Below are 25,112 nucleotides of genomic sequence, written 5' to 3'. Positions count from 1 at the left end.
TTTCCGAGCACCCCGGAGGGGATGCTAGAGTTTCACTCGCTGCAAGGGCCTGTGGCGCAGACTGGTAGCGCACCTCGTTCGCATCGAGGGGGTCAGGGGTTCAAATCCCCTCAGGTCCACAGCTCAAGGCCCCCGCCGGGGAAATCCGGCGGGGGCTTTTTGGTGTCGTACGGCAGCGAAGTACAGCAGCCGCCCATCGGTTCGCTGCTGGTGGTCGACTGGGCGCCGAACGACGCCGAGGGCGACAAGGTCCTGTATCTCTTCGACGGCGGAGAGCTGAGCCCGGATACGGCAGCGTTGATCAAGCTCGCGTCTGACGAACAGCCGGCCCCCGAGTGAAGCGAGCCATATCCGCGAGGGCCCAGGGGCACCCGCTGTATCTGGAGCACGGCGAACCACCAGCCGAGGAGTCCGTCTGACATGACGGCTGAACCGTGGTGGGAGAGTTCAGCCGTCCACGGGCCGGGGTGGTTCGGTCACGTGGTGTGCTTGGTGACGAAGGCCGCGATGGCGTCCTGCATCTGCTGCAAGCCGGGCTCTTCGAGGGGGTAGTGGCCGGCGTTGTCGAGCATGACGGTCTCGACGGGGACCTTGGTGATGCGGGAGAGCACCGGGAGGCTCAGGTGGTGTGGGCTCCAGCGGTCCTCGGCGGGCTGGGTCAGCAGCACCGGGCAGGCGTCGAAGTCGCCGGGTTCGACTGCGGGGACGTAGTTCATGTAGCGGTCCAGGAAGCGGATGCTGACCCAGTTGGCGGCGGAGGTGCGGTCCTTCATGAAGACCTTCATGGCCTCCGGGTTGTTGGCGAGGGCCGACATCTTTCCGGCCAGGCTCATCGGGTACTTCATCGAGGCCGCCGGGGTCTTCGCGAACAGGCTCATGGCGGGGACGCCCGCGCGCGCGGTGAGCTTGTCGTGGGAGGTTTCGTCGCGTACCTGCTGGTCGCGCTGGTCGAGGAAGGTCATGCCGACGATGCCGGTCAGGGTGCCGCGGGGGGCCTTGGAGGCGACGTGGTAGGTGAGCATGCCGCCCGCGCTGAGCCCGTAGAGCACGATGGGGCGCTCGTCGCGGGACTGCTCGTGGGCGAGGAAGTCGACGACCAGGTCGACCCAGTCGTCGTAGGAGGGGGTCGTGCCCGGCTTGACCTGGGTGAGGCCGTAGCCGAGGTTGTCCAGGGCGACGGTCTCGAAGCCGCGGGCGGCGAGCGGGGCGCCCAGGATGAGGGACATCTGGCGTCCGTTGGTGCCCACGCCGTGGTGCAGGACGACCTTGGCCTTCGCCGCGGGGTTGGGGTAGCGGTCGAGGTGGACGCGGTGTCCGCGCCAGGTCCAGAACTCTTCCTCGGGTGCGGTGTCGTCGGTCAGGTGCAGGCGGGCGGGAAGGAACCGCTGAAGATCGCGCCATGCCTGCTGGTCGCGGTAGTGGGTGGGGGCGGGGGCGGTGCTCATGGTGGTGCCTTCCGGCTGCGGCCTGCTGGTGGGTCAGGCGAGAGGTGAAGGGGCAGGGCGGCTCAGCGCGCCGCGGGTGATCATCTGGACTCCGGCCTTGAGGTCCCGGCGGGCCGCTTCGGCATCGCGCAGGTCGTCCTCCAGGCCCCGGGTGAACGTGAGCAGCACGCCGGCCGCCTGCTGGGCGATATCGGGGACGACGGCGGCCAGGGCCGAGGTGACGAGCTCCGCGAGGTGGTCCATGTAGGCGGTGACCAGCTCAGGGGTGTGGGCAGAGGCCGCGGACAGCAGCTCGTAGGCATGCGCGGGGCTGTCGCGCCACAGACGGATCGCGACCTCCAGTTTCACCGTGAGCACACCGAGAACCTTCTCCTCGGGCGTGCCGCCGGCGGCTGCCGCCTGCTCGGCCGCCGCCGAGGCTTCCTCCAGCCTCGCCTGGACGACCTTCGCGAACACGTCGTCCTTGGTCCCGGCGTACTTGTAGACGGTCGGGCGCGACAGCTGCGCCTCTTCGACGATGTCGGACATCGTCGTGCGGCGGAAACCGTTGCGGCAGAAGCAGCGGTAGGCACTGTCGAGCACGACCTGGGAAGACGGAACCTTCGGCATGGCTACGAATTTAACACTCAAGCGCAAGTGTGTAAATTTCTGGTGAGCCCCTGCTTGCGCGGCGCGTCCAGATCCGCCCGCGGGATCTCGTCGACCACCGGCTTGAATGGATCCAGTCGCGGGTCTCGATGAGCTTCGTGAGCTGCTGGTCGTCGTCGATCTCGCGCACGGCTTTTCGAGGTGCCTGAGTCTGCACTCTGAAGATCACCTATGCGGGCGATGAAGATCGCCGGAAAGCATGCGGTACAGGACTCAGTCGGCGCCCGGACAAGAGAAGTCGAAGACGAACGGTTCTTCTGCCCCGCTGGTCGTCACGTGGGGGCCGAAGGAGTCGGACGGCCAGACGCAGTGGGTGATTTCCGTGCCGAGCCAGGTGACGGCCACGCATTTCCAGCTCGCGGTGTCCCAGATACCGAGCGTGTACGGGCGTTCTACGAGGGCGACCCACCGCCCGTCCGGGGCTGCGCTCAGCAGCCCCGCACCGTCAAGCTCGGCGCCCCGGTCGAGACGGAGCGCGCCGTTCTCGTTTCGGGAGATGGTCCATGCGACCACGGTGACTCCCCGTTGGGTGGCGTGCATGCCACGCCAGGCCAGCCATGCCCCATTGGGGCCGGCGACGAGTTCGGATACCTGCCCGTAGAACCTGCTGGTGTGCAGGAGATGGCCGGTGGCGGAATCCCACAGTCGGATGACGGCGTCGTCGCCGTCCCTGCTGTCGGTTGCCAGCCATGCCCCGTCCGGATCGACGGCACAAAGCTGGGTGCTCTCCTGCCCGGTGAGCAGGGTGCGCACCGTGCGGGTGGCCGTGTCCCAGAGGCGGAGGACGCCATCGGTACAGATCGTCACCACGTGGCTGCCGTCGGGTGTGGCCACGCACGTGTCGACGGCCGTCGCATGCCTGCTGAGCGTTGCGCGGACCTGGCCGGTGGCCGGATCCCGGAGGTGCACTGTGTGGCCGTCGTCGGCCACGGTGGGCGACCAGCCTGGATCGGCGGCGGCGGTTTGACGCGCGCGGTCCACACGCTCGGGCGGTTGTGGCGGTTCAGCTGCCACCGAGCTGTCATGCCGAGCCGGGATGTCCCACACGCGCAGGACGGCCTCGAACCGGTCCAGGGTGGCGAGCCAGCTGCCGTCGGCGGCTCCGGCGAACGCTCCGAACGCGGGAACGCGCGTGCGCATGCGGCCGGTTGCCGCGTCCCAGATTCGTGTCGAGTCCCCGTCTCCGACGGCGAGCCACGTCCCGTCGGGCGACGAGAGGAGAGCCGTGCCGCTGTCGGGCAGCACGTGGCGGGTCCGCCAGGTGGCCGTGTCCCACACCCGCACGGTGCCGTCACGCCCGGCCGTCGCGAGCCACGTCCCGTCCGGCGACACGGCGCGGCTGTGGATGGTGTCCGTGTGCCCGGCCAGCACTGCCAGCAGAGTGCCCTCACGGGTGTCCCACACCCGTACCGTGCGGTCCCGGTCGTCAGTGACTGCCAGCCAGGAGCCGTCAGCGGGCGCGTCGGCGAGCAGGGCGTTGTGGCAGCCGGGAGTGAGCGGAACGGCGAACCGCAGCGTTCCCGTGGCGGTGTCCCACACCTGGGCCTCGTCGTTCGCGCTGATCAATGCCAGCCATGAGCCGTCGGGAGCGAGCGCCTCACCAGGGCCTGTGAATGCCTTCATGGGCCCCAGGACACGTGGTGGGCTGCCGCCCTCCAGCTCGTGAATGGTCACCGGCCCGGGGCGCCCGACAGCCAGCCACCGGCCACCCGCTGCCATGTCAAAGCCCATGTTGTGCAGTTGGGTCCGCACCTCGCCCGTCGCCGCGTCCCAGACCGTCACCGTCTGGTCGGGAGGAAGGGTGCTGGCGGCGAGCCAGCTTCCGTCCGGCGCGGCGACCAGGTGGGCTGGATGGCCACCTGGCACGGGAATCCTCTTCAGCGTCTCGCCGGTCCGCGCATCAAGCACGCATATCGCCTGCGTGCTGCGTTCGGCGACGGCCAGCCACGATCCGTCCGGCGCCGCCACCGCCGCGGGTACCGGCGAGCTATCGCCGTCGGCGAGTACACGGCCGGTGCCGATCTCCCACACTGTGACGCGCTCACCGATCCCGGCAAGCGACGAACTGTCGTGGGCCACGACACAAGCGGCCTCGGCGCTGCCCCGGGCCGGAATCGTCCGCCGGGGCGCCGGATCGGTCCCAGACGGCCACGAGTGCGCGAAGAGGCGCGGCCGGGGTGGCAGGCCTCGCACGAACGTGTCCAGAAGTGGTGCGAGTTCGGGGACGCCGCGCAACTGGTTCACCAGCTCCGACGGCAGGCAGTCGCGGGCCTCTGCGGCGCGCCGCTCGGCTTGGTCCGGTATCAGTACCGCCTTCGGGTCGGCGTCCCACTGCCTGGCCCGGTCGAGCACGTGTGCCGACCGCGCGAGCGACCGGGCCAGCGCCCGTGCCCAGTCCGTGTCCACGAGCGCCGCGTCCGCCTCCGCCGCGGCGGTGCCGCAGGCCCGGATCTTTGCCGTCAGCCAGCGCAGGTCGCCCAGCAACCCGGCGAGTTCCGTCACTCGGCCGGACTCCAGAAGATGGCCGGGCAGATGCTCCCACAGGTACCCCTCGCTGCACGGCAGCAGCCACCAGGCTGCCCCCTCGCCGCCGGGGGGAAGGCGCCGGCGAGCGACCCGCACCAGGGACGCATGCACCCCGGTGAGCGTGGCCGCGTCGAGCCGAGCCCGCAGAAACGCCCGCACGTCCGGGTCCAGTCGCACCGTGGGGCCGTGGTCGGCGAGGATCGACAGGTCGGCGAGATCGGCGCACAACCGCTCGCCGGCACGGTGGTCGAGTGCGCCCCGCTCCCGCCACAGGGCCAGGAGCACCGTACGTTCGACGCGAGCGCCTGTGGCGAACACCGCCAGTTCGCCCCATAGCCGCCCGTGGTCGGGGGCCAGCAACTCCAGGGCCGCTGCGACGTCTTCAGGCTTGGTATTCCCCCGCCCCCAGGTGAACGCGCAGTCCCTACCGTTCGTCACGTCGCATTGCAGCGGATCCGCAGACTCAGGCCCTGCCTGGTCGTCACCCCGGTCGGGTGGAACGAAGTCGGGGAGGATGTTGGCATGCCGCCGCAACCTAGCAGGGTCAGGGGCTTCGCAGGGACTCGCCCATCGGCGGTGACGACCAGGACTGGGCCAATGTCACGGCCATCAACGTCCTGGGCGCCAGGGTCGCGGCCAACGCCGTCCTGCCGGAGCTGCGTGATGGCCGCGGGAGCCTCCTGTTCACAGGCGGCGGCTACGCGCTGTCGCCCTCCAAGGAATTCGCGTCCCTGTCCGTCGGTAAGGCCGCGCTGCGTGCGTACGTGCAGGTACTTCACGACCAACTGGCGGGAACGGGCGTGCACGCGACCAGCGTCACGATCGCGAGGGAGATCGGCGGCGGAGAAGCGCGCTTCGATCCGGCAGTGCTCGCCCAGGCATATCTCGAGCTGCACAACCAGCCCGAGGCCGAATGGCAGCACGAGCTGATGCGTTACTGAACCCTCCCAGGGTTCGCTCCGCGCCGAAAGGCTCCATGTCGACGACGTGGAGCCCTTCAGCGTTGTCAAGTTTCGGGCGGGTGGGCGGGCGGTTGGGCGAGGCGTCCGGCATCGCGAAACCGACCTGCGTCACGCCTGCGGCCGGGTGAGTTTGGCGGCCACGGCGTCGAGGACCCAGTCCAGCCCGGTCGCGAAGGATGCCTCGGCGTCCATGTCCGTGCCGTCGTACACGGCCTTGGCCAGCGCCGGGAAGCGGCCCGTGGCCAACATCTTCGTCACATGCGGGCCGGAGGCGCGCTGCCAGTCGCGCTTGGACAGGCCCGTGGCGCGCTCGGCTCGCAGGTTCGCGATCTCGCGCCTGATCGCGCCGGTGAAGTAGGCGCTGACCGTCTCCACGGCGCGCATGACGGTGTCGATGTCGGCGAGGCCGTCGAGGGCGGCCAGCGTGGCTTCGGTCACGGCGAGGCCGTTCGGGCCCAGGCTCGGGCGGCCGCCGAGCAGGTCGGCCAGCCATTCGTGACGGAGGGCGGCCTGCCTGGTGCGGTGGGCGAGGATGCTCAGCGCCTCCCGCCAGTCGCCGGGCTGCTCCTCGGGGAGGATCTCGGCCTGGACCTCGTCCACCATGAGGTCGAACAGCTCCTCCTTGGTGGAGATGTATCCGTACAGCCGCATCGGGCCGGCGTCCAGCCGGGCGGCGACCTTGCGCAACGACACCGCCTGTAGCCCGCCCTCGTCGGCCAGCGCGACGGCGGCGGCGACGATCCGCTCCCGGTCGAGCGGCACGGGGCGAGTCGGCGGCTCCGGCCGGTCCCACACAGTCATGTGTCACACCATACTGTTGCGATGCATTGTATGGGTCCAATACAGTGTATCGACATGAGACACCGAATCGCCGTGGTCGGGAGCGGCCCTGGCGGCCTTACCTTCGCCCGCGTCCTGCACCGCCATGATCACCCCGTCACCGTCCTCGAACGCGATCCCGCCCCCGACGCCCGCCCTCCGGGCGGCACGCTGGATCTGCACGAAGGGCTGGGCCAGCTCGCGCTGGACAAGGCGGGGCTGCTGGCGGAGTTCCAGGCGCTGTCCCGTCCCGAGGGGCAGGCCATGCGCATCCTGGACGCGGACGGGACCGTCCTGCGCGACTGGCGACCCGGTCCGGATGACCGGGCCAATCCCGAGATCGACCGCGGGCAACTCCGTGACCTGCTGCTCGGCCCTCTCGACGTCCGGTGGGGGCGGGGTGTGACGCAGGTGGTGCCGGGGACCCCGGACGGCGTGCTGGTCCATTTCGCGGACGGGCGACAGGAGACGTTCGATCTCGTGGTCGGTGCGGACGGCGCCTGGTCCCGGATCCGCCCGGCGGTCTCAGCGGTGACGCCGCACTACACCGGCGTCACCACGGTCGAGACCTCCCTGGACGATGTCGACGCCCGCCACCCTGACCTCGCCCGGTTGATCGGCGACGGTTCCCTGGCTGTGTACGGCGTGAACCGAGCGCTCGTCGCCCAGCGCAACAGCGGCGGAAACGTCAAGGTGTACGCCCAGTTCCGCGCGCCCCTGGACTGGCACACGGACCTGGACCTGGCCGATGCCGAGGCCGTGCGATCGAGCCTGCTGGCTCTGTTCGACGGCTGGGCCGCTCCCGTCCTCGACCTCCTCGGCCACGGCGCCGCTTTCGTCCACCGCCCCCTCTACGTCCTGCCCGTGTCCCACACCTGGACCCACGTCTCCGGGGTGACGCTCCTGGGCGACGCCGCCCATCTGATGCCCCCCTTGGGGGCGGGCGCGAACCTCGCGATGCTGGATGGCGCCGAACTCGCCGAGTCCATCGCCACCGGCTCCGGAGATCTGGGCGAGGCGGTCCGCGCCTTCGAGGAACGGATGTGGGCACGGGCCGGCAGGTGGGCGAAGATCACGACGGCCGGTCTGGAGCGACTTGTGAGCCCGGACCCCGCGGAAGCCCTCGCCCTCTTCGACCAAGTCCAGCCATCCTGACCGCCGAGCGCGCGACCCGCGCCTACGCTCGCGTGAACCCGTGGCTCCGCTCCACTTTCGCCACATGCAGCGTGTAGCTCTCGTACCACTCGGCTTGCCCGCGCTTTTGCGCCGCGCGGTGCTCGGCGTTGCTCCGCCACTCCGTGAGGGCATCGGCGTCGCGGAAGTACCCGACGGTGATGGCCAGCCCGCCAGGAGTCTGCGCGTAATCCATCCCCAGGTACCCCGGGACGTCCTTCACCAGGTCTTCCATGCGTGCGACGGTCTCGCTGTAGCCGCTCTGGTCCTGGGTGCGCACCGCAGTGAAGACAGCGACGTAGTAGGGGGGTTCAAAGGCCTCGACGGGCGTGACAGGTGCTTCGGAGTGATTGCTCATGGCGCCACTGTGAGGCGGGACGCGCCCGACGATCAAGGGTCTTTCCTGAACGGGATACATAAGGGATCCAGCTCTTGACCAAAGCTCTCTGAGTCGACGTTCGTCAGCGGACGCGTGGGTGTGGCGGGTGCTCGGCCCCGGCCTGCTGGTGAGCGGCGTGGGCAGGGCGGGCCGAGGCGAACGCGGCGGCGAGCTGATCGTGGAGAGACCCTGCACAGGGGTGAGGGTCGCGGCGTGGTGCGACCGTGTAGATGCCCCGGGTCGGGGGATCGACGAGACCCACTGTGGTGACGTCGGTGCGCAGCGCGCACGTCAGCACCCCGGGTACCAGCGCGATGGCATGACCGGTTGCGACCAGGGCCAGCTTGCCGTACAGATCGGCCGCGGTGAGATCGATGCGGGCGCTGACTCCCGCACGGGCGGCGTGCTGGCGCAGGAGTGCCGCAGAGCCGTCGTTGTCCTCGACCCAGGTCTGGTCGGCCAGCGTCTGCATGCGCACCGGGCCGCCCCCGGCCTGCGGATGGCCGACGGGCAGGACGACGACCATGTCGTCCAGGCCCAGGAACCGCCGATCGACCCGCGGGTCATGGGGCAGCCCCGGCGGTGCGTCAGTGACGACGGCGATGTCGAGATCACCGGCGATCACACGCTGGTGCAGCTGTGTGCTCAGGCCGGGGACCAGGCTCCACCGGATGGATCCGGCCTGCTTCAGCAAGCCCCGGATGGCCTCGGGAACGACCCCGGAGGCGAGCGAAGGGGCGGCGCCGACAGCCAGCGGCCGACCGTACGGCCCGTCGTGAACGTCTCGTGCGGCCCGTACGGCGCGGTCGGCTTCGTTGAGCGTGGCGAGGGCGTGCCGCCGGAACACCTCGCCCGCGGCAGTCGGACGCACACCGCGCGCATGGCGATCCACCAGCGGTACGCCGATCCGCCGCTCCAGCCCGGCGATCTGCCGGGAGACTGCCGATTGCGTGTGGTTGAGCTCGGCAGCCGCCGCCGACAGCGATCCGAGGCGGCACACGGTCACGAAGGTCCGCCATACGGTCAGGTCCATGGGGCCAGTATGCGCAGCTGGTATGCGTATCTCGCAGGGCTGGCCTGCTGAATCTGCGCTTGTCGCAGCCCTCGCGGTGCACCACTGTGGCGCGCATGACCGCACCACACACGCTCGCTGTTCTCGGCTTGGGGCGCATGGGCGCCGCGCTCGCGACACGACTCGCCGCCCAGGGCTGGGACGTCGTCGGCTGGACACGCTCCGGGCGCACCTCAGGCACCGTCCAGGTGACCGGCGATCCGAGCGCCGCCGTGGCGAAGGCCGACCTCGTGCTCCTGTCACTGTTCGACGGACCTGCCTGCCAGCAGGTCCTCGACGACGTCCGCGACTCGCTGCGTACGGACACGATCGTGCTGAACACGAGCACGATCGCCCCCGCCGAGGCGTCGGAACTGGCCCGGCGACTCGGCCCGTCCTATGTCCACGCGCCCGTGCTCGGCTCCGTACCGGCCGCTGCTGCCGGCACCCTGCAGATCCTTGCCGCCGCCGACCAGGACACGCTCGATCGAGCCCGACCGGTTCTGGAAACCCTGGGTACCGTCCGGCGCGTGGACGACGCCTCCACCGCCGCCGCGCTCAAGCTGATCGCCAACAACAGCCTCGCCGGCGCCGTCCTCGCGCTGCGTGACTCACTGCGCCAAGCCGACGCCCTCGGTCTGCCCCGTACCCAGGTGCTGGATGTCCTCGAACTCGGCCAGCTCGGCGGGCTCGTGGGCCGTAAGCGGCCCTTCCTCCTCGGCGAACCGCCCGCTGCGACGGCCGAGTTCACGATCGGTGCGCTGGCCAAGGACATGGCTTTGCTCGCCGCCGCGTCGAACACCCCCTTGCGCAGCGCGGCCGGCCTGGCCGACACCCCTGCCGGCCCTGAGGCCGACATCGCCGTCGCCGCCACGGTCCCCGCCGTCGGGGACGCCGTAGTCGAACCGCTTCGCGCTTACATCAGCGGACACGCCACGGGGGACCCCGCCCACTTCCGCGACGCGTTTCTGCCCACCGCCCACATCGAGGGAATCCGGGACGGCGCGTTTGTCTCGTGGCGCCTGGACGAGTACTGCGCTCTCTTCCAGGGACGGCCGGCCTTGGACGAGCCGACCCGTTCCCGCCGCATCGACTCCATCGATGTCCACGGCACCGTCGCGACCGCCACGATGACGCTCTCGCACGGCCCAGACACGTTCACCGACGTCTTCCTGCTGGTGCGCGTCGGCGACGGGTGGCGCATCGCGAACAAGGCGTACCACCGGCACTCCTGAGGGAGTGGGGCCGTCAGTTGGCGGTTTCGTTTTCGTCGGGGGCGCCGGTGGGCGGTTGCTCGGCGCGGACGAAGGTGCCCTTGATGGGCACAGTGATCACGAGACCTTGATCGCGAAGGTCGCGGATGGCCCGGCGGACGGTGTTGACGGCCACGCCGTACTGTTCCGCGAGGTCACGCTCTGCCGGAAGGCGCGCCCCTTCAGGTAGGCGTCCGGAGCGGATCTGCTCGGCGATGTGGTGCATAACCTGCAGATACACGTAGACGTGGCTCGTCAGGTCGGGCTTCCAGTCGCGATCATCAGCCATGGCTGCACGCTAAGACGCCTCGAAGCAGCTCACCACATGAGGTAGCAACCATGTGCATCCCAATGCTTCCTATTACTACCTACTGCTTCCTAACGCACTGTAGGGTTGGGGCAACAGAGACCCCGGCGGCCTGGCAGGGCCCCGGGGCGCGGCCAACGCTGACAAGGAGCGTCGACATGCGGAACTTTATCCGCCACACCGCCTATTGGTTGAGCCTTCTGCTCACCCCCGGGACGGGCACCCATCGCGCAGGCGCCCGTCCGACCCGCACGTTGAAGGCGGCCGCCTGATGGAGCCGACGGAGTCGACAAAGTCGATGGAGCAGGCCACCGCGCTCCGGCTGCTGCCCTGGCTGTCCCCGGAGGGGAGGCCGTGCTACCTCTCGTCGGGCAGCGAGGGCGGGCACCTCTCGCGCCTCGCCGACGTGACAGAGGCCCGGCTGCTGGCCACGGGTGCGGAGGTGCTCGGCCTCGCGCGCAAGGTGCTGGGCGACCCCATGTCGCCGTACACCGAGGTGCGGTACTCCGGAATCCGGCTTGCCGAGTGCCTCGGCGATGCGCTGCGCGTCGCCGAGTCGCGCGGGCTTCGCCTTCCCGTACCGGATACGGACGTCGAGGACGCCAGAGGCGACGGGACCCGCGACGAGTAACCCACTGGCTCCTCAGGGCTCCCGTTCGGCTGGGATTGTGCCGTCCGGCCGGACGGGAGCCTGTGGACCCGGCATCCCCGGGGTTGGCCAAATGCGTCCGTGCCGCCCATCAGTGCTCGTCGGGCTGGTGAGGCGGGCTATGGTCGTATGCGCGGCCGCGCCGAAGGAGTACAAAGGAGCAACATCGCTCATGACCGCCCACGCTGCGGAATCCACACCGTTCATCCCGCCCATGCCCGAGCGGAACCCGAAGGCGCTGCGCGAGGCGATCGCCCGGCAGGCTCCCCAACTCCTTCCTGACTTCGACGAGCACTGGAAGTGGGCCGTCGCCGACGCGTACGACATCAGCACCGTGCCCGCGTTCATGGCCCGCTGGTGGGGCGAGTACGCGATCGCCCGTGATCCGAAGCTCGACGCTCACGTGAGGGATGTCGAAGCGCGCGCCGCCGAGTGCGCCGACCTGGCCGAGGCCAAGACGCTGCTCGAAGAGGCATCCAGCATCCGCCACCAGGCGCTTCGCGTGGAGCCCGGCCGGTGACACACAGGATTCGGCGTATCGCCGTCAGCGGCTACAAGTCGATCAAGAAGGTGGAACTGGACCTGGGTCCTGTCACCGTGCTTGTCGGCCCCAATGGTGCAGGCAAGAGCAACTTCATCGAGGCGGTTGACCTGCTCGGACGCATCGCCGACGGGGAGCTGGCCATGGAGGTCGGGCTGCGCGGTGGCGCCGCGGCGCTGATGCACGATGAGGCCAAGGGGACCGCGGGGATCGGACTGCGAGTGGAGGCGGCCGACAACGACCTCGTCAATGGCTACGAGGCGTATTTGGTTCCGTCACGTCGCGGAGAGCTTGTTTTCGCGCGGGAAGTGGCGGAGTTCCATGACACGGGCCGCTACACGCAGCCGCTGAAACAGGAGATCGGCCCCGGTCACCACGAATCACGACTTGCCGAGGTGGCCGAGGAGGGATCGCGCGGAATGGGCGGCGTAGCCCGCCACACCTTGGACATACTGCGCGGTTGTCGTGTCTACCACTTCCACGACACAACCCCCGGCGCTCCGGTGAAGCAGCCGGGCTACGCCTCCGACACGGAGGCTCTGCACCCGGACGCACGCAATCTCGCCGCCTTTCTGCTGCGCCTGCGTGAGGAGTTCCCGGCGGAGTATCGGACCATTGTGCGTACGGTCCGTTCCGTCGCGCCCTTCTTCCGGGACTTCGTCCTCACCGAAGACGTGGCGAAGCGGGTGCCGCTGCGATGGACACAAACCGGGTCCGACACCGTCTTTCCGGCCGACGCGTTGTCCGATGGCACCCTGCGCTTCATCTGCCTGGCCACGCTGCTGATCCAGCCGCGACCACCGGCCCTCCTAGTGCTGGACGAGCCCGAACTCGGGCTGCATCCGTTCGCCCTCACCGTCCTGGCGGAGCTGTTTCGGTCGGCGTCCACCCGCAGCCAGGTTCTCACCGCCACCCAGTCCGTCACTCTGCTCGACCAGTTCGAGCTCGGCGAACTCGTCGTCACCGATCGTGTGGGCGGCTCGACGAAGCTGCACCGGCCGGATCCGGAGACCCTCGCTGCTTGGCTCGACGACTACTCGCTCGGCGACCTGTGGCTGAAGAATCTGCTGGGTGGCCGCCCCCGGCCCGAGCCGGAGCGGTGAGGCGGAGCTGATGCGTCAGGTGCACGTACTGGTGGAGGGCGCGACGGAGGAACGCCTGGTGGGGCAGGTCTTCCAGCCCGAGCTGAGCAGGCGAGGTGTTTGGCTCACTCCGGTCGCGCTGAAGACCCGGCGGGCGGTGGGACGGCCGCACGACAAGGGAGGGGTGAGCAAGTGGTCCAAGATCGAGCACGACATCCGCGCGCTGCTGCGGAATTCGGCTGTCGACACGGTGACCACCATGCTGGACCTCTACGGACTGCCCTCCGATACCCCTGGGCTCGCCGATGCCCCGGCGGGTGACGCCTACGCCCGTGCGCTCCATGTAGAGGACGCCATGACACGGGCTGTCGCCGATCGCCGGTTCCTGTCCTTCCTCGTCCTGCACGAGACGGAGGCGTGGGTGCTCGCCGCCGCGAGCGAACTCTCCGAGCTGGTCGCATCACCAAGGCTGGCCGACGTATTGCAGGCCCACGTGACTGCTGCGGGTGGACCCGAGCTCGTCAACGATGGCCCCGACACCGCTCCGTCGAAGCGGATCCTCAGGGCGTACCCCGGCTACCGCAAGGTCGTGGATGGCCCTGACGCGGTCGAACTGCTCGGCCTGGACGCACTGCGCGCCGCCTGCCCGCATCTCGACGCCTGGCTGAAGCGGCTCGAAAGCGGGCCCGGAGGGAACACGGCACCCTGACCGGAACCATCCTCACCGTTCACGGCGTCCTGCGCCGGATCTCGGCTCCTGAGCCGCGGCGGTCAACTCCCGGGCGGATGGTATACCCCTGATTCGCTCGTCCTGTCCGCATGCCGGGACCACGCCTCCCACGAGGTGACCGCGAATTACCCGTGACGCCGACCAGCGCCGCGACTTCGAGCCCGCTCGGTCAGTTGGTCGGCGGGTAGCCGTCGTAGTCGTGCCAGCTCGGTTCCTGGGTCATCAGTTGCTGCCAGGTGGGCCAGGGTGTGCCCGGTCTCTGGCGGAGGAGTTCGCCGGGCATGGTGAACGGCGGGGCTTTGTGGGGTTTGGCGAGCGCCTGGTCGACGATCGTGTCGTAGAGCACGGCGGAGGAGTGCAGGCGGGGGAGTACGGCGTGGACCTCGTCGGCGTAGCCGGGTGGCAGGGGGTGGGTCGGGTCCGGGCCGAGGTCGTAGCCGGCGCCCGCGGTGACCAGGGCGATCTCCGGGCGTTTGCGGGCGGCCAGGTCGGGGTGCAGGTGGAGGGCGATGGCGTTCCAGACGATGTCGACGCGGTCGGCGGCCATCCCCTGGTGGGTGAGGAAGTGGGCGGCCAGGTCGGCGCCGTCGAGGTTGAGGGTCTGGTCGCCGTCGCCTTCGCGGCTGAGTCCGGCGTCGTGCAGTAAGCAGCCGAGGAACAGCAGCTCGTCGTCGTAGTCGTGGTCGGGCCGCAGTCCCCGGCACTCGCCGAGGAAGCGGCCGTAGAGATAGGTGCGCAGGCTGTGGTTGAAGATCGCCGGCGCTTCGATGCCGCGGGTGTGGTGCAGGGCTTTCAGGGCCAGGGCGGTGCGGGGGAACGGTAAGCCGGCGTACGGGTCGGTCATCTCAGGCCTCTCGGGGGTGGATTCGGCGGAGGGCGAGCAGGCCGCCGATGCCGGGGATGACGGCGAGCCGGCGGGCTGCGGGGGTGGCGTCGGGGGTCATGAAGGTGCAGACGATGACGGTGAGGTAGCACAGGCCGTGCACGGGGCCGCCGAGGGCGGTGACGGCCTTGGTGTGGATGGTGGCCAGGTTGATCAGCAGGGCCGCCAGGGAGGCCGCCTCGACGGCGGCCGCGATCCGCAGGGTGCGCATGGTGGTCACGCTCCGGTGGTGGAGCCGGGGCGGACGATCATCAGGACGACCACGATCGCCCACAGCAGATTGAAGATCCCGGTGAGCATGCCGAGCCGGGTGGCCGCCGCGCCGTCCGGCGTGGCCAGCAGGCGCTGCTGGGCGGGGAGGATGGTCAGCGCCAGCAGGGCGGCGGCTATCGCGGTCAGGGTGATCGAGGTGATGAGCCAGGCGTCGCCCAGGACGCCGAGCTGGGCGCCGGTGGCGAGGCCGAAGACCGGGACCGCCAGGCCGAAGACGGCGTAGCCGCGGCAGACGCGATGCAGAAGCGCGGCTGTCGCGGGGCCTCGCCGCGCGCCCGGCTCCTGGTCGGCGTCGCCCGTGGTGCGGGCGAAGCGGGGGAACATCGAGGCGGCCACGGCGATCGGACCGATGGCCAGGATCGCGGCCAGGACGTGTACGGACAACAGCAGCTTGGTCACTGCGACTCCGCTTGAGTGAGTAGCCTACATATTGGCTGCCAATATATAGCGCACCTACAGGTGGATGGGTAGGCTGCTCCCTCATGAAGGGCGATGCGGTGCGCGGGCACCTGGACGCGCTGCTGCTGGCCGCGCTGGAGCAGGGGCCGCTGCACGGCTACGCGATCATCACGGCCGTGCAGAAGCGCAGCGGCGGCGCCCTGGAGCTGCGCACGGGCACCATGTATCCGGCGCTCAACCGGCTGGAGCGGCTCGGGCTGCTGCGCAGCGACTGGCAGTCGGCCGGGGAGCGCCGCCGCCGTTGCTACGAGCTGACGGACGCCGGACGGCGGAGCCTGGCCGAGGAGCGCACGGCCTGGCGCGAGCTCACCGCGGCGATCGGCGCCGTCCTGGACCCCTCGCCGGCGCCGAGGCCGGCCACGTGACGGCCCTTGGCCCCGACCCGATCGACGGGCATGTCGCCGCTCTGGCGGCCGCGCTGCACGGCCCGGCGCGGGTCAAGGAGCGGATGTTGACCGAGGCGCGCGACGCGCTCATCGACGCCGCGGCGGACATCGGCGACGGGGGAGGCCCCGACGGCCGGGGCGCCGAGCGCGCCGCCCGCCAAGCGGTGGACGACTTCGGGAGCGTCGAGGACGTCGCACCCGCCTTCCAGCGGGAACTCACCATCGCCCAGGCCCGTCAGACCGCGCGCGTCGTCGCGCTCACCGTCCCGTTCCTGATCGTCTGCTGGTACCTGACGGCGATCGTGGGCCATGGCCGGCAGCTGCCCCACTCCGCTCAGATCCTGGCCGCCCATGTGGGCGGCGTCGCGGCCGCCGCCGCGCTGCTGGCGGGGGTGTCGCTGGCCGCCACCGGCGCGCTGGCCCGCCGACTGCCCACCCCGCCCCGGCTCCCGCTGATGGTCGCCTGGACCGGCACCACCGCCGGTACGGCCCTGGCGGTCAGCGCGCTGACCCTCACCACCGCGTCGGTCCTCGCCGGGAACTGGCCGCTGAGCGCGCTCATGGGCGCCGTCACCATCGCCTCGCACATCAGGGTCGCGGCCTCCGCCCGCGCCTGCCGCGAGTGCGCCCGGCTGCCCGTCGTCGCCCCGCGCGGGATCTCCCCCCAGCGGGGCTGACGGGCGTACGGACCCCTAGCCGACGCGCTCGATGACGGCCCGTCGGATGAGGAACTTCCCGGGCTCGCGCACCTGCTCGAACGCGGCGTTGTTCAGCAGGGCGCAGCTGCCCGAGGTCGAGGTCACGCTGACCGTGGTGGACTTGTTGTTGTCCAGATTGGTGACCTTGAGCCGGGTGCCGACCGGGAACTGGTTGCTGGAGGCGGCGGGCGCGCCCTCCTCGCCGGAGAGGGTGACCGTGGAGCCGGCGCAGACCACCTCGCCGGAGGCCCCGTCGGCGCCGCCGCCCGGCTGTTGTGCGCCGCCGGTGGGCGGGGCGGTGGGCGGGGCGGTGGTCTCGGGGGCCGTCGTCGCCGGGGCTGAGTCCGCCGGGGCCGAGGGTGTGACGGCCTCGGTGCAGCCCGCCACCTGGCGGCGCTGCTGAATCTGTTTCACCACCTCTTCGCGGTTGGCGATCCTGGCCTCGGACTGGGCGTCGGGGTTGGCCTGTTGGCCGGCGATGAAGTTCAGATTGTTCCGCAGCGCGGTGTCGAGCCCGGCGCAGTTCTCCGTGGGCGCCTTGGCCTGAGTGGTCTCCGAGGCCTGGCTGACCCCGACGCCGACGGCGAGGCCGCCGCCCACGAGACCTGCCGCGCCGATGGTCAGGGCGATCTTCTGGGGCCGGGTCACACGACGCTTCCGGGACATGCGGAACTCCTCGCTCGATCGGTCCGTGCTGTGCGGTGCCTTTCGCAGCCCAGATACGGTCGCGCGCCACGGACCGTTCAACGAGGTCCAGACCTTTGGCGTCGGTGCAGGTCAGAGCCTTGGCGTAGGAGGGGCGGCGAGCGGCCCCGGCCGGTCGGCCGGACCGGCGTCCTCCATGACCAGGTCCGGGAGGACGGCCAGGGCCAGCTGCCGGGGAGTGGCGTGGGGCGTGGCCGTCCGCTCCGCGATGGCGGGGCGCCAGGAGGTCAGCCGGCGCAGGGCGGTGGCGAGGCCCGGCTCGTCGTCGGCCAGGAGCGCGGCGATCAGCGCGACGGTGTCGGCGCGGGGTGAGCCGGCCGGGGCGGGGAGATCCTTCAGACGGGGGACGAGCCCGGCCGCGGCGCCGTCCGAGGCCGCGGCGGCCAGCGCGGCGAGTACGAACCGGGCCGCGTCGCCCTCCTCGTCCCAGCGGGCCAGGAGACGCGGCAGCGCGCGGCCGATCGCCCGCCGCGTCAGCTGTACGTCGGCGCGCTCCTGCCAGACGTCGCCGAGCGCGGCGACGCGGTCGGCCGCGAAGACGGCGAGCGAGGCGCCGGCCGCGGCGAGCCGGAGGAGGTCGCCGAGCACGGTCACCCGGACCACGGGCGGAACGCCACCGTCGCGCGCCAACTCGGCCAGGAAAGGGACGGCCTCGACGGTGTCGTCGGTGCAGTCGCCCTGGTGGGCCACGGCATCGGCCAGTTCGCCCAGGAACTCGCCCGTCGACTCGTACGGCTCCCCGAACGCGAAGTCCTCCTCCAGCAGCCACCCGACGGCGTCGGGCGCGTCGTCCGCGCCGCCGTACATCCGCTCCGCCACGGCCACCACCGCCCGGACGACGTCCTCGGGCCGGTCGGGCAGGGGGGACGCCGGGCCGGGCCACCGCGGTCCCCAGCCGGGGGGCGGGGCCGGGTCGGTGGGCAGCGGGGCGGGCGGGGCGACCTCGGCCTCGGCGCGCTCGTGCACCAGGCCGTCCCGGGTGAAGATCCTCTGGAGGGTGGACGCGTGACCCTCGGCACAGCCCTGGTGGAATCCGCCGAGGGACCGGGCGAGCCCGGCCATCCGTATGCGCTCGTGTCTGAGGAACGGCTCCAGCGCCAAGCGGTCATGACCGGTGTGGACCGCGAGCGAGAACACCTGCCACCAGCCGGCCAACTCGGGGTCCGGCACCTGGCCATGGGCCCGTATCGCGGTCAGCCGGTGCCCGGCCCCGGCCAGCTCCGCCGCGGCCCGCCGCGCCGCGTCCTCGGTGGGCAGACACAGCGTGTACCGGACGCCCCACGGGGGTGGGGAGGAGCCGATCGAGCCGGTGCGTGCCATGCGATCGATGATGCACCGGGCCACTGACACTGACAGCTGCGATGCTTGCCCCGTGGCGAGCGGGGCGATACGGGACTTCCTCGGCGGGCTTCGGCCGGGCGGGATCGTGACCGGTGCAGTGGAGAGCATCCACACCTTCGGTGTGTTCGTGCGCATCGACGGCGAACCGGACGGCCGGTGCACCGGGTTCATCCGGATCCCCGAACTGGCCTGGACGCGCTACGAGCACCCCTCCGACATCGTCCGGGTGGGAGAGCGGCTCTCCCTCGAAGTCCTTCACGCGGACCTCGACCGCGGACAGGCGTCGCTGTCGTTGCGGGCGCTGCGGGAGGACCCGCTGGTGGCGTTCGCGGACACGGTCGGGCAGGTGGTCACAGGACTGGTCACCAAACTGGTCCCGTTCGGCGTCTTCGTCCGGGTCGCCGACGGCATCGAGGGGCTCGTGCCGCTCCCCGAATCGCGGCAGGTGGCGGGCGAGGGCGACGAGCTCACAGTGAAGATCGTCGAGGTGGACCTGGAACGCCGCCGCGTCCTGCTGTCCGCCGTGTCCGCGGGCTGAAGCGGGCGGCGTCGAAATCCTGTTGAGGCGGCGGGCGCGAGGCCGCAGACTGCGGGCATGGCCGGTCAGCGATTTGTCTTCCTCGACCCCGACGGGTCGTCGGAGGAATGGCTCTATGTGGTGGTCCAGGCGGCCACCGGGGTGTTTTACCAGCAGCAGTACGGGGGGACGGCCTGTCGGCAGGGGAAGGTCGAGGGATATCTGGTGCCGTTGTTCGGGCCCGATGCGCTCGACGGGCTGTGCGAGCTGTTCGAGGGGCACTTCCGGGGGGCCGGGACCCGGAATCATCCGTGGACGGCCGACGAGTCGGCCAAGCTGCGGGAGATCGTCGAGGGCGTGACCTTCTGGGTCTGCGACGGTGACAACGAGGAGCCGCATCAGCTGCGACTCGACGAGGACCGGCTCGCCGACGCCGACGAGGCGTGGATCCCCGTGACCACGCCGGACGGGCCGGGCGTGCTGCTGTGGTGCAACTCCGACTGAACCCACTGACCTCGTCGTGATCGTCATGGACGCCGCCCTGGAGACGTACCGGGCCCGCGACTTCTCCCTGTGGCCCGTGGCCGCCCCCTCGGCCGACCGCGTGCTGCTCCTCTCCGGCGGGCAGTCGCCGCTGGAGGTCGGCACGGCGATGGCGGTCTGGGTCGGCTACAACCACGACCTCGACCCCGGCGACCCCCTCGCGGCCGACGGCCTCGAACTGGTGCGGCGCACGGTCGAGGCCGAGTGCACCATCGCCCCGGGCGGGCTGTGCGTCGCGGACACGGTCAGCGGCGCCCTCGTACGCTCCGGGTGCTGCTGCGGTCTGGAGACCTGGCGCGAGTGGCTGGACCTGGCGGACGGGGCGGAGCCGTGGCTGGGCCATGACCCGTCCCCGCGGGTGGAGCACCTGGGGCGGGTGGTACGGATCTGGCCGGATGGGCGTGACGGGTGTGAGGGGCGTGACGGGCCGCCCGTTGAGCTGGCCGTCGCCGAGCTGGACGGGTTGCTGGAGGACGTACGGGGCAAGCTGCGCGGGTTTCTGGGGCTCGCCGGACAGTGGGCCGAGCGCTACGCGCCGTCCCTGGCCCGGGCCCTGGTCGAGCGGCTCGACACGGATTGGGAGATCAGCGCGCCGTTGCGCGGATGATCGCCTCGGCGGTCTGCCAGAGGCGGGGGAGGAACCGGGTGACCTCCTCGGCGCGGCGGCGGAGGTCGGCGGGCCCGGTGATGCCAAGGTCGGCGACGGCGGCGCGGAAGGGCGGGGTGAGCGCCCGGTGGGTCTCGGGGGCGTCGGCGGCCAGAATGGTGTGGCAGCGGGCGAAGGTCGCGATGATCCAGAAGACGGCCTCGTGGTGGCGGCCGCGGTCGATGAGGTCCTGACTGCCGTCGATCGCGATGGGCCGCGCGGCCGGGGTGATGTCGCTGGAGAAGAAGAACGGGGTCCTCGCCACGGCGGCGGTGGCGTCGAACGTCGCGGCGAGCGCGTCCAGATGGTGCCGGACGCGCTCGGCGGGCAGGTCGGCGCAGCCGAGGAGGGAGAGGAGTTCGGGGTAGAGGCCGAGCTGGCCGTGGTCGGCGAGGACATCGCGGGCGGCCAGATAGCGCAGCCGTACGGTGGGGTTGCGCAGGGCGGCGGCGAGCAGCACGTGGGTGGTCACGCCGGTGGGGAACAGCCAGGACGTGACCTGCTGGTGGAACGGCGCCGAGGCGTCGATCGCCGCCAGCCCGTTCTCGATCCTGCGGCGGGCGTCCTCGCATCTGCGGCGCACCCAGGGTCGGGCGGCGAAGTCGCGCGAGACGCGGGCGTGCAGGGCGCGCAGCCCGCCGGTGGGGTCGTCGATGACCGTGTCGCCGCGGAAGCTGCCGGCCAGGTGGTACGAGGCGAGCACGGCGTCGGGCGAGGCGAGCTGTGCCCAGGGCAGACAGCTGATCTCCAGCAGGGCGCCGTGGTGGCGGAGTTTGCCGGGCTTGGCGGGCGGGTCGTCCTCGGCGGTCACGACCACGACATCGACGTCGGAGGTCGGCGGCAGCTCGGCGTCGTCGGGCAGGCCGACCGTCGAGCCGCTGAAGTACGCCCCGCGGAAGCCGGGTTCGGGGCGGGCGTACGTCTCCACCCACCCGGCCGCGGCGGCACGTGCCGAGCCGACCTTCATCTCGCGTCCTCCCTGCGTTGTCGGACCCCCGTGGCACAGTCGACCACATGGACACGGATCGCTTCTGGAGCGTCATCGAATCCGCGCGGGCGGACGGCGACGAGGCCCTGTTCTACGAGGAGACGATCCGTCGGCTGCCGCGCTTGATGGCCTGAGTCCGTTACGCCGGGGACATCACCTCGTACAGATTTCCCGCCGTGTCCTGGAAGAACAGGCCCCGGGGGCACAGGGGGTGGTCGATCCGGCCGTTGTCGGGCTCGGTGGGGTCGCTGCCGTAGGAGATGTCCGCCGCGCGGATCCGGGACAGGATCGCGTCGAAGGTGGCCGGGTCCACGTCGAAGGCCAGATGGTGCCCTTCGGGGTCGGCCACCGTCATGAAGTCAAGGGTGAGCGTGTCGTTCACCCGCACGGGGGCGAAGTGGCCGTTGCGGCCCGCGGGCGGAAGCTCCTCCAGGCCCATCACGGAGGCGAAGAACCGGGCCGCCTCGCGGTGGTCCACGGCGGGGACGATGGTGTGGTTCAGCGTGACGGTCATGTGCCGCTCCCGGGTTGGTTGAGGGTGCCGTGCAGGAGGACGCCGACGAACTCCACCGGATCGATGTCGGCGCCCTCGGCGCCGAAGTGCAGCTGGGTGAAGAGCATGCCGAGGAAGATCGAGGCGACTCTTTCGGGGGGCAGACGGAGGGCCGCCCGGTCGGGCTCGACGAGTTCGGTCAGGGCGTCGCGGGTCGCCCGCATCGACGTCTCCCGGGAGTCGGAGGTCCGGGAGTCGGAGGGGCGGGCGGCGGGGGAGCGTTCGCGGCGGTGGCCCGAGGCATGCAGAGCCCCGGCCACCGCGCCCATCCGCGCCAAGTGGGCCCGCATCGCCTCGGCCGCCTCGGTGAGCCGGTCGGCGAGCGGCTGGTCGAGGGAGATCGAGGCCAGCTCGCGCAGCACATGACTCGGGTTCATGGCCTCGGCCGTGCACGCGCCCAGCACCTCCTCCTTGTCCTTGAAGGCGCGGAAGATCGTCGCCTCGCCGATGCCGGCGGCGCGCGCGATCTGCGCCGTGGTCACCGCGGCGCCGTACTCGGCGACCAGGGGCAGCGCTGCCGCGACGATCATCGCCCGGCGCTGCTCGGTGCTCATGCCCGGCGCGCGCCGCCGGGCCGGTGGTTCTGCCTTCGCCATGCCTCCCACCATACGGAGTGAGTACTCACTCCGTCAATGTCATGGATTCGTGCTGACCCGGTTCGTGTTGTGTGCGGGCTGTTGGCCGGGCAGGGGGCTGTGGGCGGGGACGCGGGCATAGTGGGTGCCTGTTCCGGAAGGGGCGCGCGTTGCGTGTGGGGAAGTGCCACACGGCGCAGCAGCACACAGCACCACACAGCACCACTCAGGGGGCAAGCTCCATGCCATCGATACGCCGCTCCGCCGTGGCCGCCGCGGCCCTGGCCGCGCTGCTCGCGGTCTCCGCCACGGCCTGCGGGCCGGGCGACGACAACGCCGGGTCCGAGCCGAGCGCTTCGGCCACCGCCGGGGACAAGGCCAAGGACGGGCTGAGGATTCCGGACGGGGTGCCGACCAGCCTGGACGACCTGAAGAAGTGGAAGGACGGCGCCTGGAAGGACTGGGACAACTGGGCCCGCAAGGCCTCCGACTTCGCCAACCCCGTCATCAAGAACTTCTGGCAGCCGTCCAGGATGGCCAAGGCCACGGACGCGCCGAACACCGTCACCACGCAGAGCGCCGGTGAGGGCCAGCCGGCCACCGACCCCGAGCCGCCCGCGACCCGGGCCGAGCAGGTCTCGCGGCCGTACCACCTGAACATGGCGCCGGTCGGCAAGGTCTTCTTCGACAGCCCCGAGGGGCCGATGGTGTGCTCGGGCACGGTCGTCGACGACCCGGCCCACCCGGGCAAGTCCAACCTGGTGTGGACGGCGGGCCACTGTGTGCACTCCGGCAAGAAGGGCGGCTGGATGCGGAACATCGTCTTCGTGCCGTCGTACAACGACAACGGGCTGCCGGCCGACCGGACCCAGACCGCCGCGAGCCGGGAGGTCGCCCCGTACGGCGTGTGGTGGGCGGACTGGTCGCAGACCTCCTCGCAGTGGATCGACGAGGGCGCCCACACCGGCAACGTCGGCTCGGCGTACGACTTCGCGGTGTTGCATGTGAAGCCGGAGAACGGTGGCGGCAAGTCGCTGGAGGAGACCGTGGGGGCCTCGGTGCCGGTCTGGTTCGGGGCGCCGTCGGCGGACCGGGTCAGCTCGATCAGCGCGTACGGCTACCCGGCCGCGTCGCCGTACGACGGGGCGCTGATGTTCAACTGCCTGGACCGGCCCGGCCGGCTGTCGTTCTCGCCCTCCGCGCCGACCATGTACCGGATCGGGTGCACGATGACCGGCGGCTCCTCCGGCGGCGGGTGGTTTGTGAACCGCGACGGCAAGACCGTGCTGGTGTCCAACAGCTCCATCGGCTCCAACGCGCACACCTGGCTCGCGGGGCCGCGTCTGGGCAGCGAGGCCAAGGGCGTGTTCGACGCGATCAGCCGGAAGTTCGCGGCTGGCGAATGAGGGGGCTACGGGGTGCGCGGGGGGCCGGCTGCGGCAAGAGTGGGGGGTATGGGTGAGAGTGTTCTGTTCATGGACCTCGCCGGGCCGGAGGCGGGCCCTCGTGCGCTCGACGCGCTGCTCCGCGCCGACGACGAGGGCGCGCTGTCGCTGTGCGAGGGCGCGGTGATCGCGCGGGCCATGGACGGGACGCTCGATCTGCCGGACTGCGTGGACGGCGCCGGGGCCCGCTGCTTCACCGTCGACGGCCTGATGGGCGGGCTCGTGGGGCTTCTGGGCGGGCCGCTGGGGATCATGATCGGCTTTGGCGAAGGCGGCTTCATTGGTGCGGCGCGGGATGCGCGGGAGGGTACGGGGGCGGCGGAGAGGTCTACGGGGGTGAGCGCGGCCCTGGAGATGCTGGCGGCCGAGGTGCCGCCGGGTACGACGGTGCTGTTCGCGGATGTGCGGGAGCCGTCGTCCGGGGCGGCCGACCGGGCCCTGGCGCCGTACGGGCGCCCGGTGGCCCGGTATCCGGCGGACCAGGTGCGCAAGGAGATCGCGTCGGCGGTCGCGGATGCGTTCTAGTGGGGCGGCGGGCTGTTCCCCTCCCCGCCCCTTCCCGAAACTGGGGCTGCGCCCCAGGCCCCCGCGCCGGGGCTCCGCCCCAGACCCCGCCTCCGGGGCTCCGCCCCAGGCCCCGGGGCCCGTGCTTCGTCCCCGCAACCGGGGCTTCGCCCCAGGGCCCCCTTGCCCGGGGCCTTGCCCCGGGCCCCGCAACTGGGGCCCGCCCCAGACCCCGTCGGCTGGGGCTGCGTCCCGGGCCCCCGCAACCGGGGCTGAGCCCCCCACGCGGCGGAGCCGCACATCGGCAGGGGCCGGGAAGGGGCGGGGTGGGGGCTGCGTCGGTTTGCTGCTCCGCAGCGTGGCCGCCGCCGGCGTCAAGATCCGCCGGACAGGCCCTAACCGGGGCTCCGCCCCTCGCCCCCGCACCCGGGCTCCGCTCCGGGCCCCGCGACCGGGGCTTCGCCCCAGGCCCGGCGGCCGGGCCCCGTAGCCGGGGCTGTCTCGGGCCCCAGGGGGCCCGCCGCCGCGGCGGGGCCGCGTAGCAGGGCGTGCCCTACGCCAGCGGCTTCGCGTAGCAGCGGCTGGACTCCTCGAAGCGGTACAGGCCGAACTTGGGGACCGGTGCGTAGCCGGAGGAGGTGTACAGCGTGATGGCTTCCGGCTGCTCGGTGCCCGTCTCCAGGACCATCCGGACCCGCCCCGCCGCGCGGGCGCTGTCCTCCAGGGCGGCCAGGATCTGGCGGGCCAGGCCCTGCCCCCGGGCGTCCCGGATCACGAACATCCGCTTGATCTCGGCATCCCCGTCCGAGTAGCCCGTCTCGCTCTGCTTCTGGCTGCGCCAGCCGCCGCTGGCCACCGGGCGGCCCTGGGCGTCGTACGCGAGGAGGTACAGGCCGTGGGGCGGCTCGAAGTGGGCCGGGTCCATGGCGGTCAGGTCGCCCTCGCCGTAGCGCTCGACGTATTCGGCCTGCACCTCGTCGTTGAGCTTGACGGCGTCCGGGTGGTCATAGGGGATGGGGCGAATATCCATG

At 71.3% G+C, this 25,112-nt stretch carries 31 protein-coding genes and 1 tRNA gene; 16 read left to right on the top strand and 16 right to left on the bottom strand.

Annotated features, from left to right (window positions below; genetic code table 11):
- The first annotated feature begins 45 nt into the window (after nt 1-45).
- Both ABTY62_RS05860 and ABTY62_RS05855 read left to right on the top strand, forming a co-directional pair.
- A tRNA-Ala gene (locus ABTY62_RS05860) sits at nt 46-119 on the top strand.
- 43 nt (nt 120-162) lie between these two features.
- A complete protein-coding gene (locus ABTY62_RS05855) occupies nt 163-339 on the top strand; it encodes an NUDIX hydrolase (RefSeq protein WP_352128132.1) in 177 nt (58 codons plus the stop codon).
- A gap of 137 nt (nt 340-476) precedes the next feature.
- Here ABTY62_RS05855 and ABTY62_RS05850 read toward each other — a convergent pair whose 3' ends face one another.
- The 3 genes from ABTY62_RS05850 to ABTY62_RS05840 form a co-directional block, all read right to left on the bottom strand.
- Nucleotides 477-1,445 (bottom strand): alpha/beta hydrolase, encoded by a 969-nt coding sequence (locus ABTY62_RS05850; RefSeq protein WP_352128131.1) that lies wholly within the window; start codon nt 1,443-1,445, stop codon nt 477-479.
- A 33-nt stretch (nt 1,446-1,478) separates the two neighbouring features.
- Nucleotides 1,479-2,054: a TetR/AcrR family transcriptional regulator gene (locus ABTY62_RS05845; RefSeq protein WP_352128129.1), complete on the bottom strand. Its 576-nt coding sequence runs from the start codon at nt 2,052-2,054 to the stop codon at nt 1,479-1,481.
- 252 nt (nt 2,055-2,306) lie between these two features.
- Complete coding sequence (locus tag ABTY62_RS05840) at nt 2,307-5,057, bottom strand: hypothetical protein (RefSeq protein WP_352128128.1); 2,751 nt, start codon at nt 5,055-5,057, stop codon at nt 2,307-2,309.
- Between the two features lie 131 nt (nt 5,058-5,188).
- On the opposite strand from ABTY62_RS05840, the gene ABTY62_RS05835 reads away from it, so the two are divergent.
- Nucleotides 5,189-5,560 (top strand): SDR family NAD(P)-dependent oxidoreductase, encoded by a 372-nt coding sequence (locus ABTY62_RS05835; RefSeq protein WP_352128282.1) that lies wholly within the window; start codon nt 5,189-5,191, stop codon nt 5,558-5,560.
- Nucleotides 5,561-5,689: 129 nt separating this feature from the next.
- Here the strand turns inward: ABTY62_RS05835 and ABTY62_RS05830 are convergent, their stop codons facing one another.
- Nucleotides 5,690-6,382 carry a TetR/AcrR family transcriptional regulator gene (locus ABTY62_RS05830; RefSeq protein WP_352128127.1) on the bottom strand — a complete coding sequence of 231 codons (693 nt, stop codon included), beginning with the start codon at nt 6,380-6,382 and terminating at the stop codon, nt 5,690-5,692.
- A 54-nt stretch (nt 6,383-6,436) separates the two neighbouring features.
- On the opposite strand from ABTY62_RS05830, the gene ABTY62_RS05825 reads away from it, so the two are divergent.
- The gene (locus ABTY62_RS05825) at nt 6,437-7,555 is read left to right on the top strand and encodes an FAD-dependent oxidoreductase (RefSeq protein ID WP_352128126.1); all 1,119 of its coding nucleotides are present in this window, start codon (nt 6,437-6,439) and stop codon (nt 7,553-7,555) included.
- Nucleotides 7,556-7,577: 22 nt separating this feature from the next.
- Here ABTY62_RS05825 and ABTY62_RS05820 read toward each other — a convergent pair whose 3' ends face one another.
- Together ABTY62_RS05820 and ABTY62_RS05815 are read right to left on the bottom strand one after the other, a co-directional pair.
- Nucleotides 7,578-7,931, bottom strand: a complete 354-nt coding sequence (locus ABTY62_RS05820; RefSeq protein ID WP_352128125.1) for an antibiotic biosynthesis monooxygenase family protein — start codon at nt 7,929-7,931, stop codon at nt 7,578-7,580.
- Between the two features lie 103 nt (nt 7,932-8,034).
- On the bottom strand, nt 8,035-8,985 hold the full coding sequence (locus tag ABTY62_RS05815) for a LysR family transcriptional regulator (protein WP_352128124.1): 951 nt from the start codon (nt 8,983-8,985) through the stop codon (nt 8,035-8,037).
- Nucleotides 8,986-9,080: 95 nt separating this feature from the next.
- On the opposite strand from ABTY62_RS05815, the gene ABTY62_RS05810 reads away from it, so the two are divergent.
- The gene (locus ABTY62_RS05810) at nt 9,081-10,238 is read left to right on the top strand and encodes a nuclear transport factor 2 family protein (protein ID WP_352128123.1); all 1,158 of its coding nucleotides are present in this window, start codon (nt 9,081-9,083) and stop codon (nt 10,236-10,238) included.
- A 13-nt stretch (nt 10,239-10,251) separates the two neighbouring features.
- Here the strand turns inward: ABTY62_RS05810 and ABTY62_RS05805 are convergent, their stop codons facing one another.
- Nucleotides 10,252-10,545 (bottom strand): GntR family transcriptional regulator, encoded by a 294-nt coding sequence (locus tag ABTY62_RS05805; RefSeq protein WP_352128122.1) that lies wholly within the window; start codon nt 10,543-10,545, stop codon nt 10,252-10,254.
- Between the two features lie 289 nt (nt 10,546-10,834).
- Here ABTY62_RS05805 and ABTY62_RS05800 point away from each other — a divergent pair, with 289 nt between their 5' ends.
- The 4 genes from ABTY62_RS05800 (at nt 10,835) to ABTY62_RS05785 (ending at nt 13,544) form a co-directional block, all read left to right on the top strand.
- Nucleotides 10,835-11,194 carry a hypothetical protein gene (locus ABTY62_RS05800; protein ID WP_352128121.1) on the top strand — a complete coding sequence of 120 codons (360 nt, stop codon included), beginning with the start codon at nt 10,835-10,837 and terminating at the stop codon, nt 11,192-11,194.
- 190 nt (nt 11,195-11,384) lie between these two features.
- Nucleotides 11,385-11,732 (top strand): hypothetical protein, encoded by a 348-nt coding sequence (locus tag ABTY62_RS05795; RefSeq protein ID WP_352128120.1) that lies wholly within the window; start codon nt 11,385-11,387, stop codon nt 11,730-11,732.
- Complete coding sequence (locus ABTY62_RS05790; RefSeq protein WP_352128119.1) at nt 11,729-12,856, top strand: AAA family ATPase; 1,128 nt, start codon at nt 11,729-11,731, stop codon at nt 12,854-12,856. Before ABTY62_RS05795 ends, ABTY62_RS05790 begins: the two co-directional genes overlap by 4 nt.
- Entirely contained in the window at nt 12,825-13,544 is a 720-nt protein-coding gene (locus ABTY62_RS05785; RefSeq protein ID WP_352128118.1) for a DUF4276 family protein, read from the top strand. The genes ABTY62_RS05790 and ABTY62_RS05785 overlap by 32 nt, the downstream gene beginning before the upstream one ends.
- Nucleotides 13,545-13,734: 190 nt before the next feature.
- Here ABTY62_RS05785 and ABTY62_RS05780 read toward each other — a convergent pair whose 3' ends face one another.
- The 3 genes from ABTY62_RS05780 to ABTY62_RS05770 are packed head-to-tail and all read right to left on the bottom strand — an operon-like array spanning nt 13,735 to nt 15,120.
- Nucleotides 13,735-14,409 (bottom strand): HD domain-containing protein, encoded by a 675-nt coding sequence (locus tag ABTY62_RS05780; protein WP_352128117.1) that lies wholly within the window; start codon nt 14,407-14,409, stop codon nt 13,735-13,737.
- 1 nt (nt 14,410) lies between these two features.
- Nucleotides 14,411-14,659: a hypothetical protein gene (locus ABTY62_RS05775; protein WP_352128281.1), complete on the bottom strand. Its 249-nt coding sequence runs from the start codon at nt 14,657-14,659 to the stop codon at nt 14,411-14,413.
- 5 nt (nt 14,660-14,664) lie between these two features.
- Nucleotides 14,665-15,120 carry a hypothetical protein gene (locus ABTY62_RS05770; protein WP_352128116.1) on the bottom strand — a complete coding sequence of 152 codons (456 nt, stop codon included), beginning with the start codon at nt 15,118-15,120 and terminating at the stop codon, nt 14,665-14,667.
- Nucleotides 15,121-15,203: 83 nt separating this feature from the next.
- On the opposite strand from ABTY62_RS05770, the gene ABTY62_RS05765 reads away from it, so the two are divergent.
- Nucleotides 15,204-15,545, top strand: a complete 342-nt coding sequence (locus ABTY62_RS05765; RefSeq protein WP_352128115.1) for a PadR family transcriptional regulator — start codon at nt 15,204-15,206, stop codon at nt 15,543-15,545.
- Nucleotides 15,542-16,243, top strand: coding sequence for a hypothetical protein (locus ABTY62_RS05760; RefSeq protein ID WP_352128114.1), 702 nt, complete (start codon nt 15,542-15,544; stop codon nt 16,241-16,243). The genes ABTY62_RS05765 and ABTY62_RS05760 overlap by 4 nt, the downstream gene beginning before the upstream one ends.
- 15 nt (nt 16,244-16,258) lie before the next feature.
- Here the strand turns inward: ABTY62_RS05760 and ABTY62_RS05755 are convergent, their stop codons facing one another.
- Both ABTY62_RS05755 and ABTY62_RS05750 read right to left on the bottom strand, forming a co-directional pair.
- On the bottom strand, nt 16,259-16,930 hold the full coding sequence (locus ABTY62_RS05755) for an SCO2207 family protein (protein WP_352128113.1): 672 nt from the start codon (nt 16,928-16,930) through the stop codon (nt 16,259-16,261).
- 111 nt (nt 16,931-17,041) lie between these two features.
- Nucleotides 17,042-18,289, bottom strand: a complete 1,248-nt coding sequence (locus ABTY62_RS05750; protein ID WP_352128112.1) for a hypothetical protein — start codon at nt 18,287-18,289, stop codon at nt 17,042-17,044.
- Nucleotides 18,290-18,341: 52 nt separating this feature from the next.
- Here ABTY62_RS05750 and ABTY62_RS05745 point away from each other — a divergent pair, with 52 nt between their 5' ends.
- From ABTY62_RS05745 to ABTY62_RS05735, 3 genes are read left to right on the top strand one after another with little or no spacing between them, the layout of a single operon-like run.
- Nucleotides 18,342-18,848 carry a S1 RNA-binding domain-containing protein gene (locus tag ABTY62_RS05745; RefSeq protein WP_352128111.1) on the top strand — a complete coding sequence of 169 codons (507 nt, stop codon included), beginning with the start codon at nt 18,342-18,344 and terminating at the stop codon, nt 18,846-18,848.
- A 57-nt stretch (nt 18,849-18,905) separates the two neighbouring features.
- Entirely contained in the window at nt 18,906-19,331 is a 426-nt protein-coding gene (locus tag ABTY62_RS05740) for a DUF6210 family protein (protein ID WP_352128110.1), read from the top strand.
- A gap of 25 nt (nt 19,332-19,356) precedes the next feature.
- Entirely contained in the window at nt 19,357-19,977 is a 621-nt protein-coding gene (locus ABTY62_RS05735) for a hypothetical protein (protein ID WP_352128280.1), read from the top strand.
- Here ABTY62_RS05735 and ABTY62_RS05730 read toward each other — a convergent pair.
- The 3 genes from ABTY62_RS05730 to ABTY62_RS05720 all read right to left on the bottom strand — a co-directional run bounded on the left by ABTY62_RS05730 (nt 19,955) and on the right by ABTY62_RS05720 (nt 22,087).
- Nucleotides 19,955-20,983, bottom strand: a complete 1,029-nt coding sequence (locus tag ABTY62_RS05730; RefSeq protein WP_352128109.1) for a hypothetical protein — start codon at nt 20,981-20,983, stop codon at nt 19,955-19,957. The two genes, ABTY62_RS05735 and ABTY62_RS05730, sit on opposite strands and share 23 nt — an antisense overlap.
- Nucleotides 20,984-21,143: 160 nt before the next feature.
- Entirely contained in the window at nt 21,144-21,518 is a 375-nt protein-coding gene (locus tag ABTY62_RS05725) for a VOC family protein (RefSeq protein ID WP_352128108.1), read from the bottom strand.
- Nucleotides 21,515-22,087 carry a TetR/AcrR family transcriptional regulator gene (locus ABTY62_RS05720; protein ID WP_352128279.1) on the bottom strand — a complete coding sequence of 191 codons (573 nt, stop codon included), beginning with the start codon at nt 22,085-22,087 and terminating at the stop codon, nt 21,515-21,517. Before ABTY62_RS05720 ends, ABTY62_RS05725 begins: the two co-directional genes overlap by 4 nt.
- Nucleotides 22,088-22,374: 287 nt before the next feature.
- On the opposite strand from ABTY62_RS05720, the gene ABTY62_RS05715 reads away from it, so the two are divergent.
- Nucleotides 22,375-23,538, top strand: coding sequence for a trypsin-like serine peptidase (locus ABTY62_RS05715; RefSeq protein ID WP_352128107.1), 1,164 nt, complete (start codon nt 22,375-22,377; stop codon nt 23,536-23,538).
- A 48-nt stretch (nt 23,539-23,586) separates the two neighbouring features.
- Nucleotides 23,587-24,102, top strand: coding sequence for a DUF1269 domain-containing protein (locus tag ABTY62_RS05710; protein WP_352128106.1), 516 nt, complete (start codon nt 23,587-23,589; stop codon nt 24,100-24,102).
- A 532-nt stretch (nt 24,103-24,634) separates the two neighbouring features.
- Here the strand turns inward: ABTY62_RS05710 and ABTY62_RS05705 are convergent.
- On the bottom strand, nt 24,635-25,111 hold the full coding sequence (locus tag ABTY62_RS05705) for a GNAT family N-acetyltransferase (RefSeq protein WP_352128104.1): 477 nt from the start codon (nt 25,109-25,111) through the stop codon (nt 24,635-24,637).
- Between the last annotated feature and the right edge of the window lies 1 nt (nt 25,112).

It is taken from the genome of Streptomyces sp. NPDC097640 (assembly GCF_040302705.1).
In the GTDB taxonomy this organism is placed as follows: Bacteria; Actinomycetota; Actinomycetes; order Streptomycetales; family Streptomycetaceae; genus Streptomyces.
The sequence above is the reverse complement of the archived record's forward strand: the minus strand, read 5'-3'. Positions and strand labels throughout refer to the sequence as shown.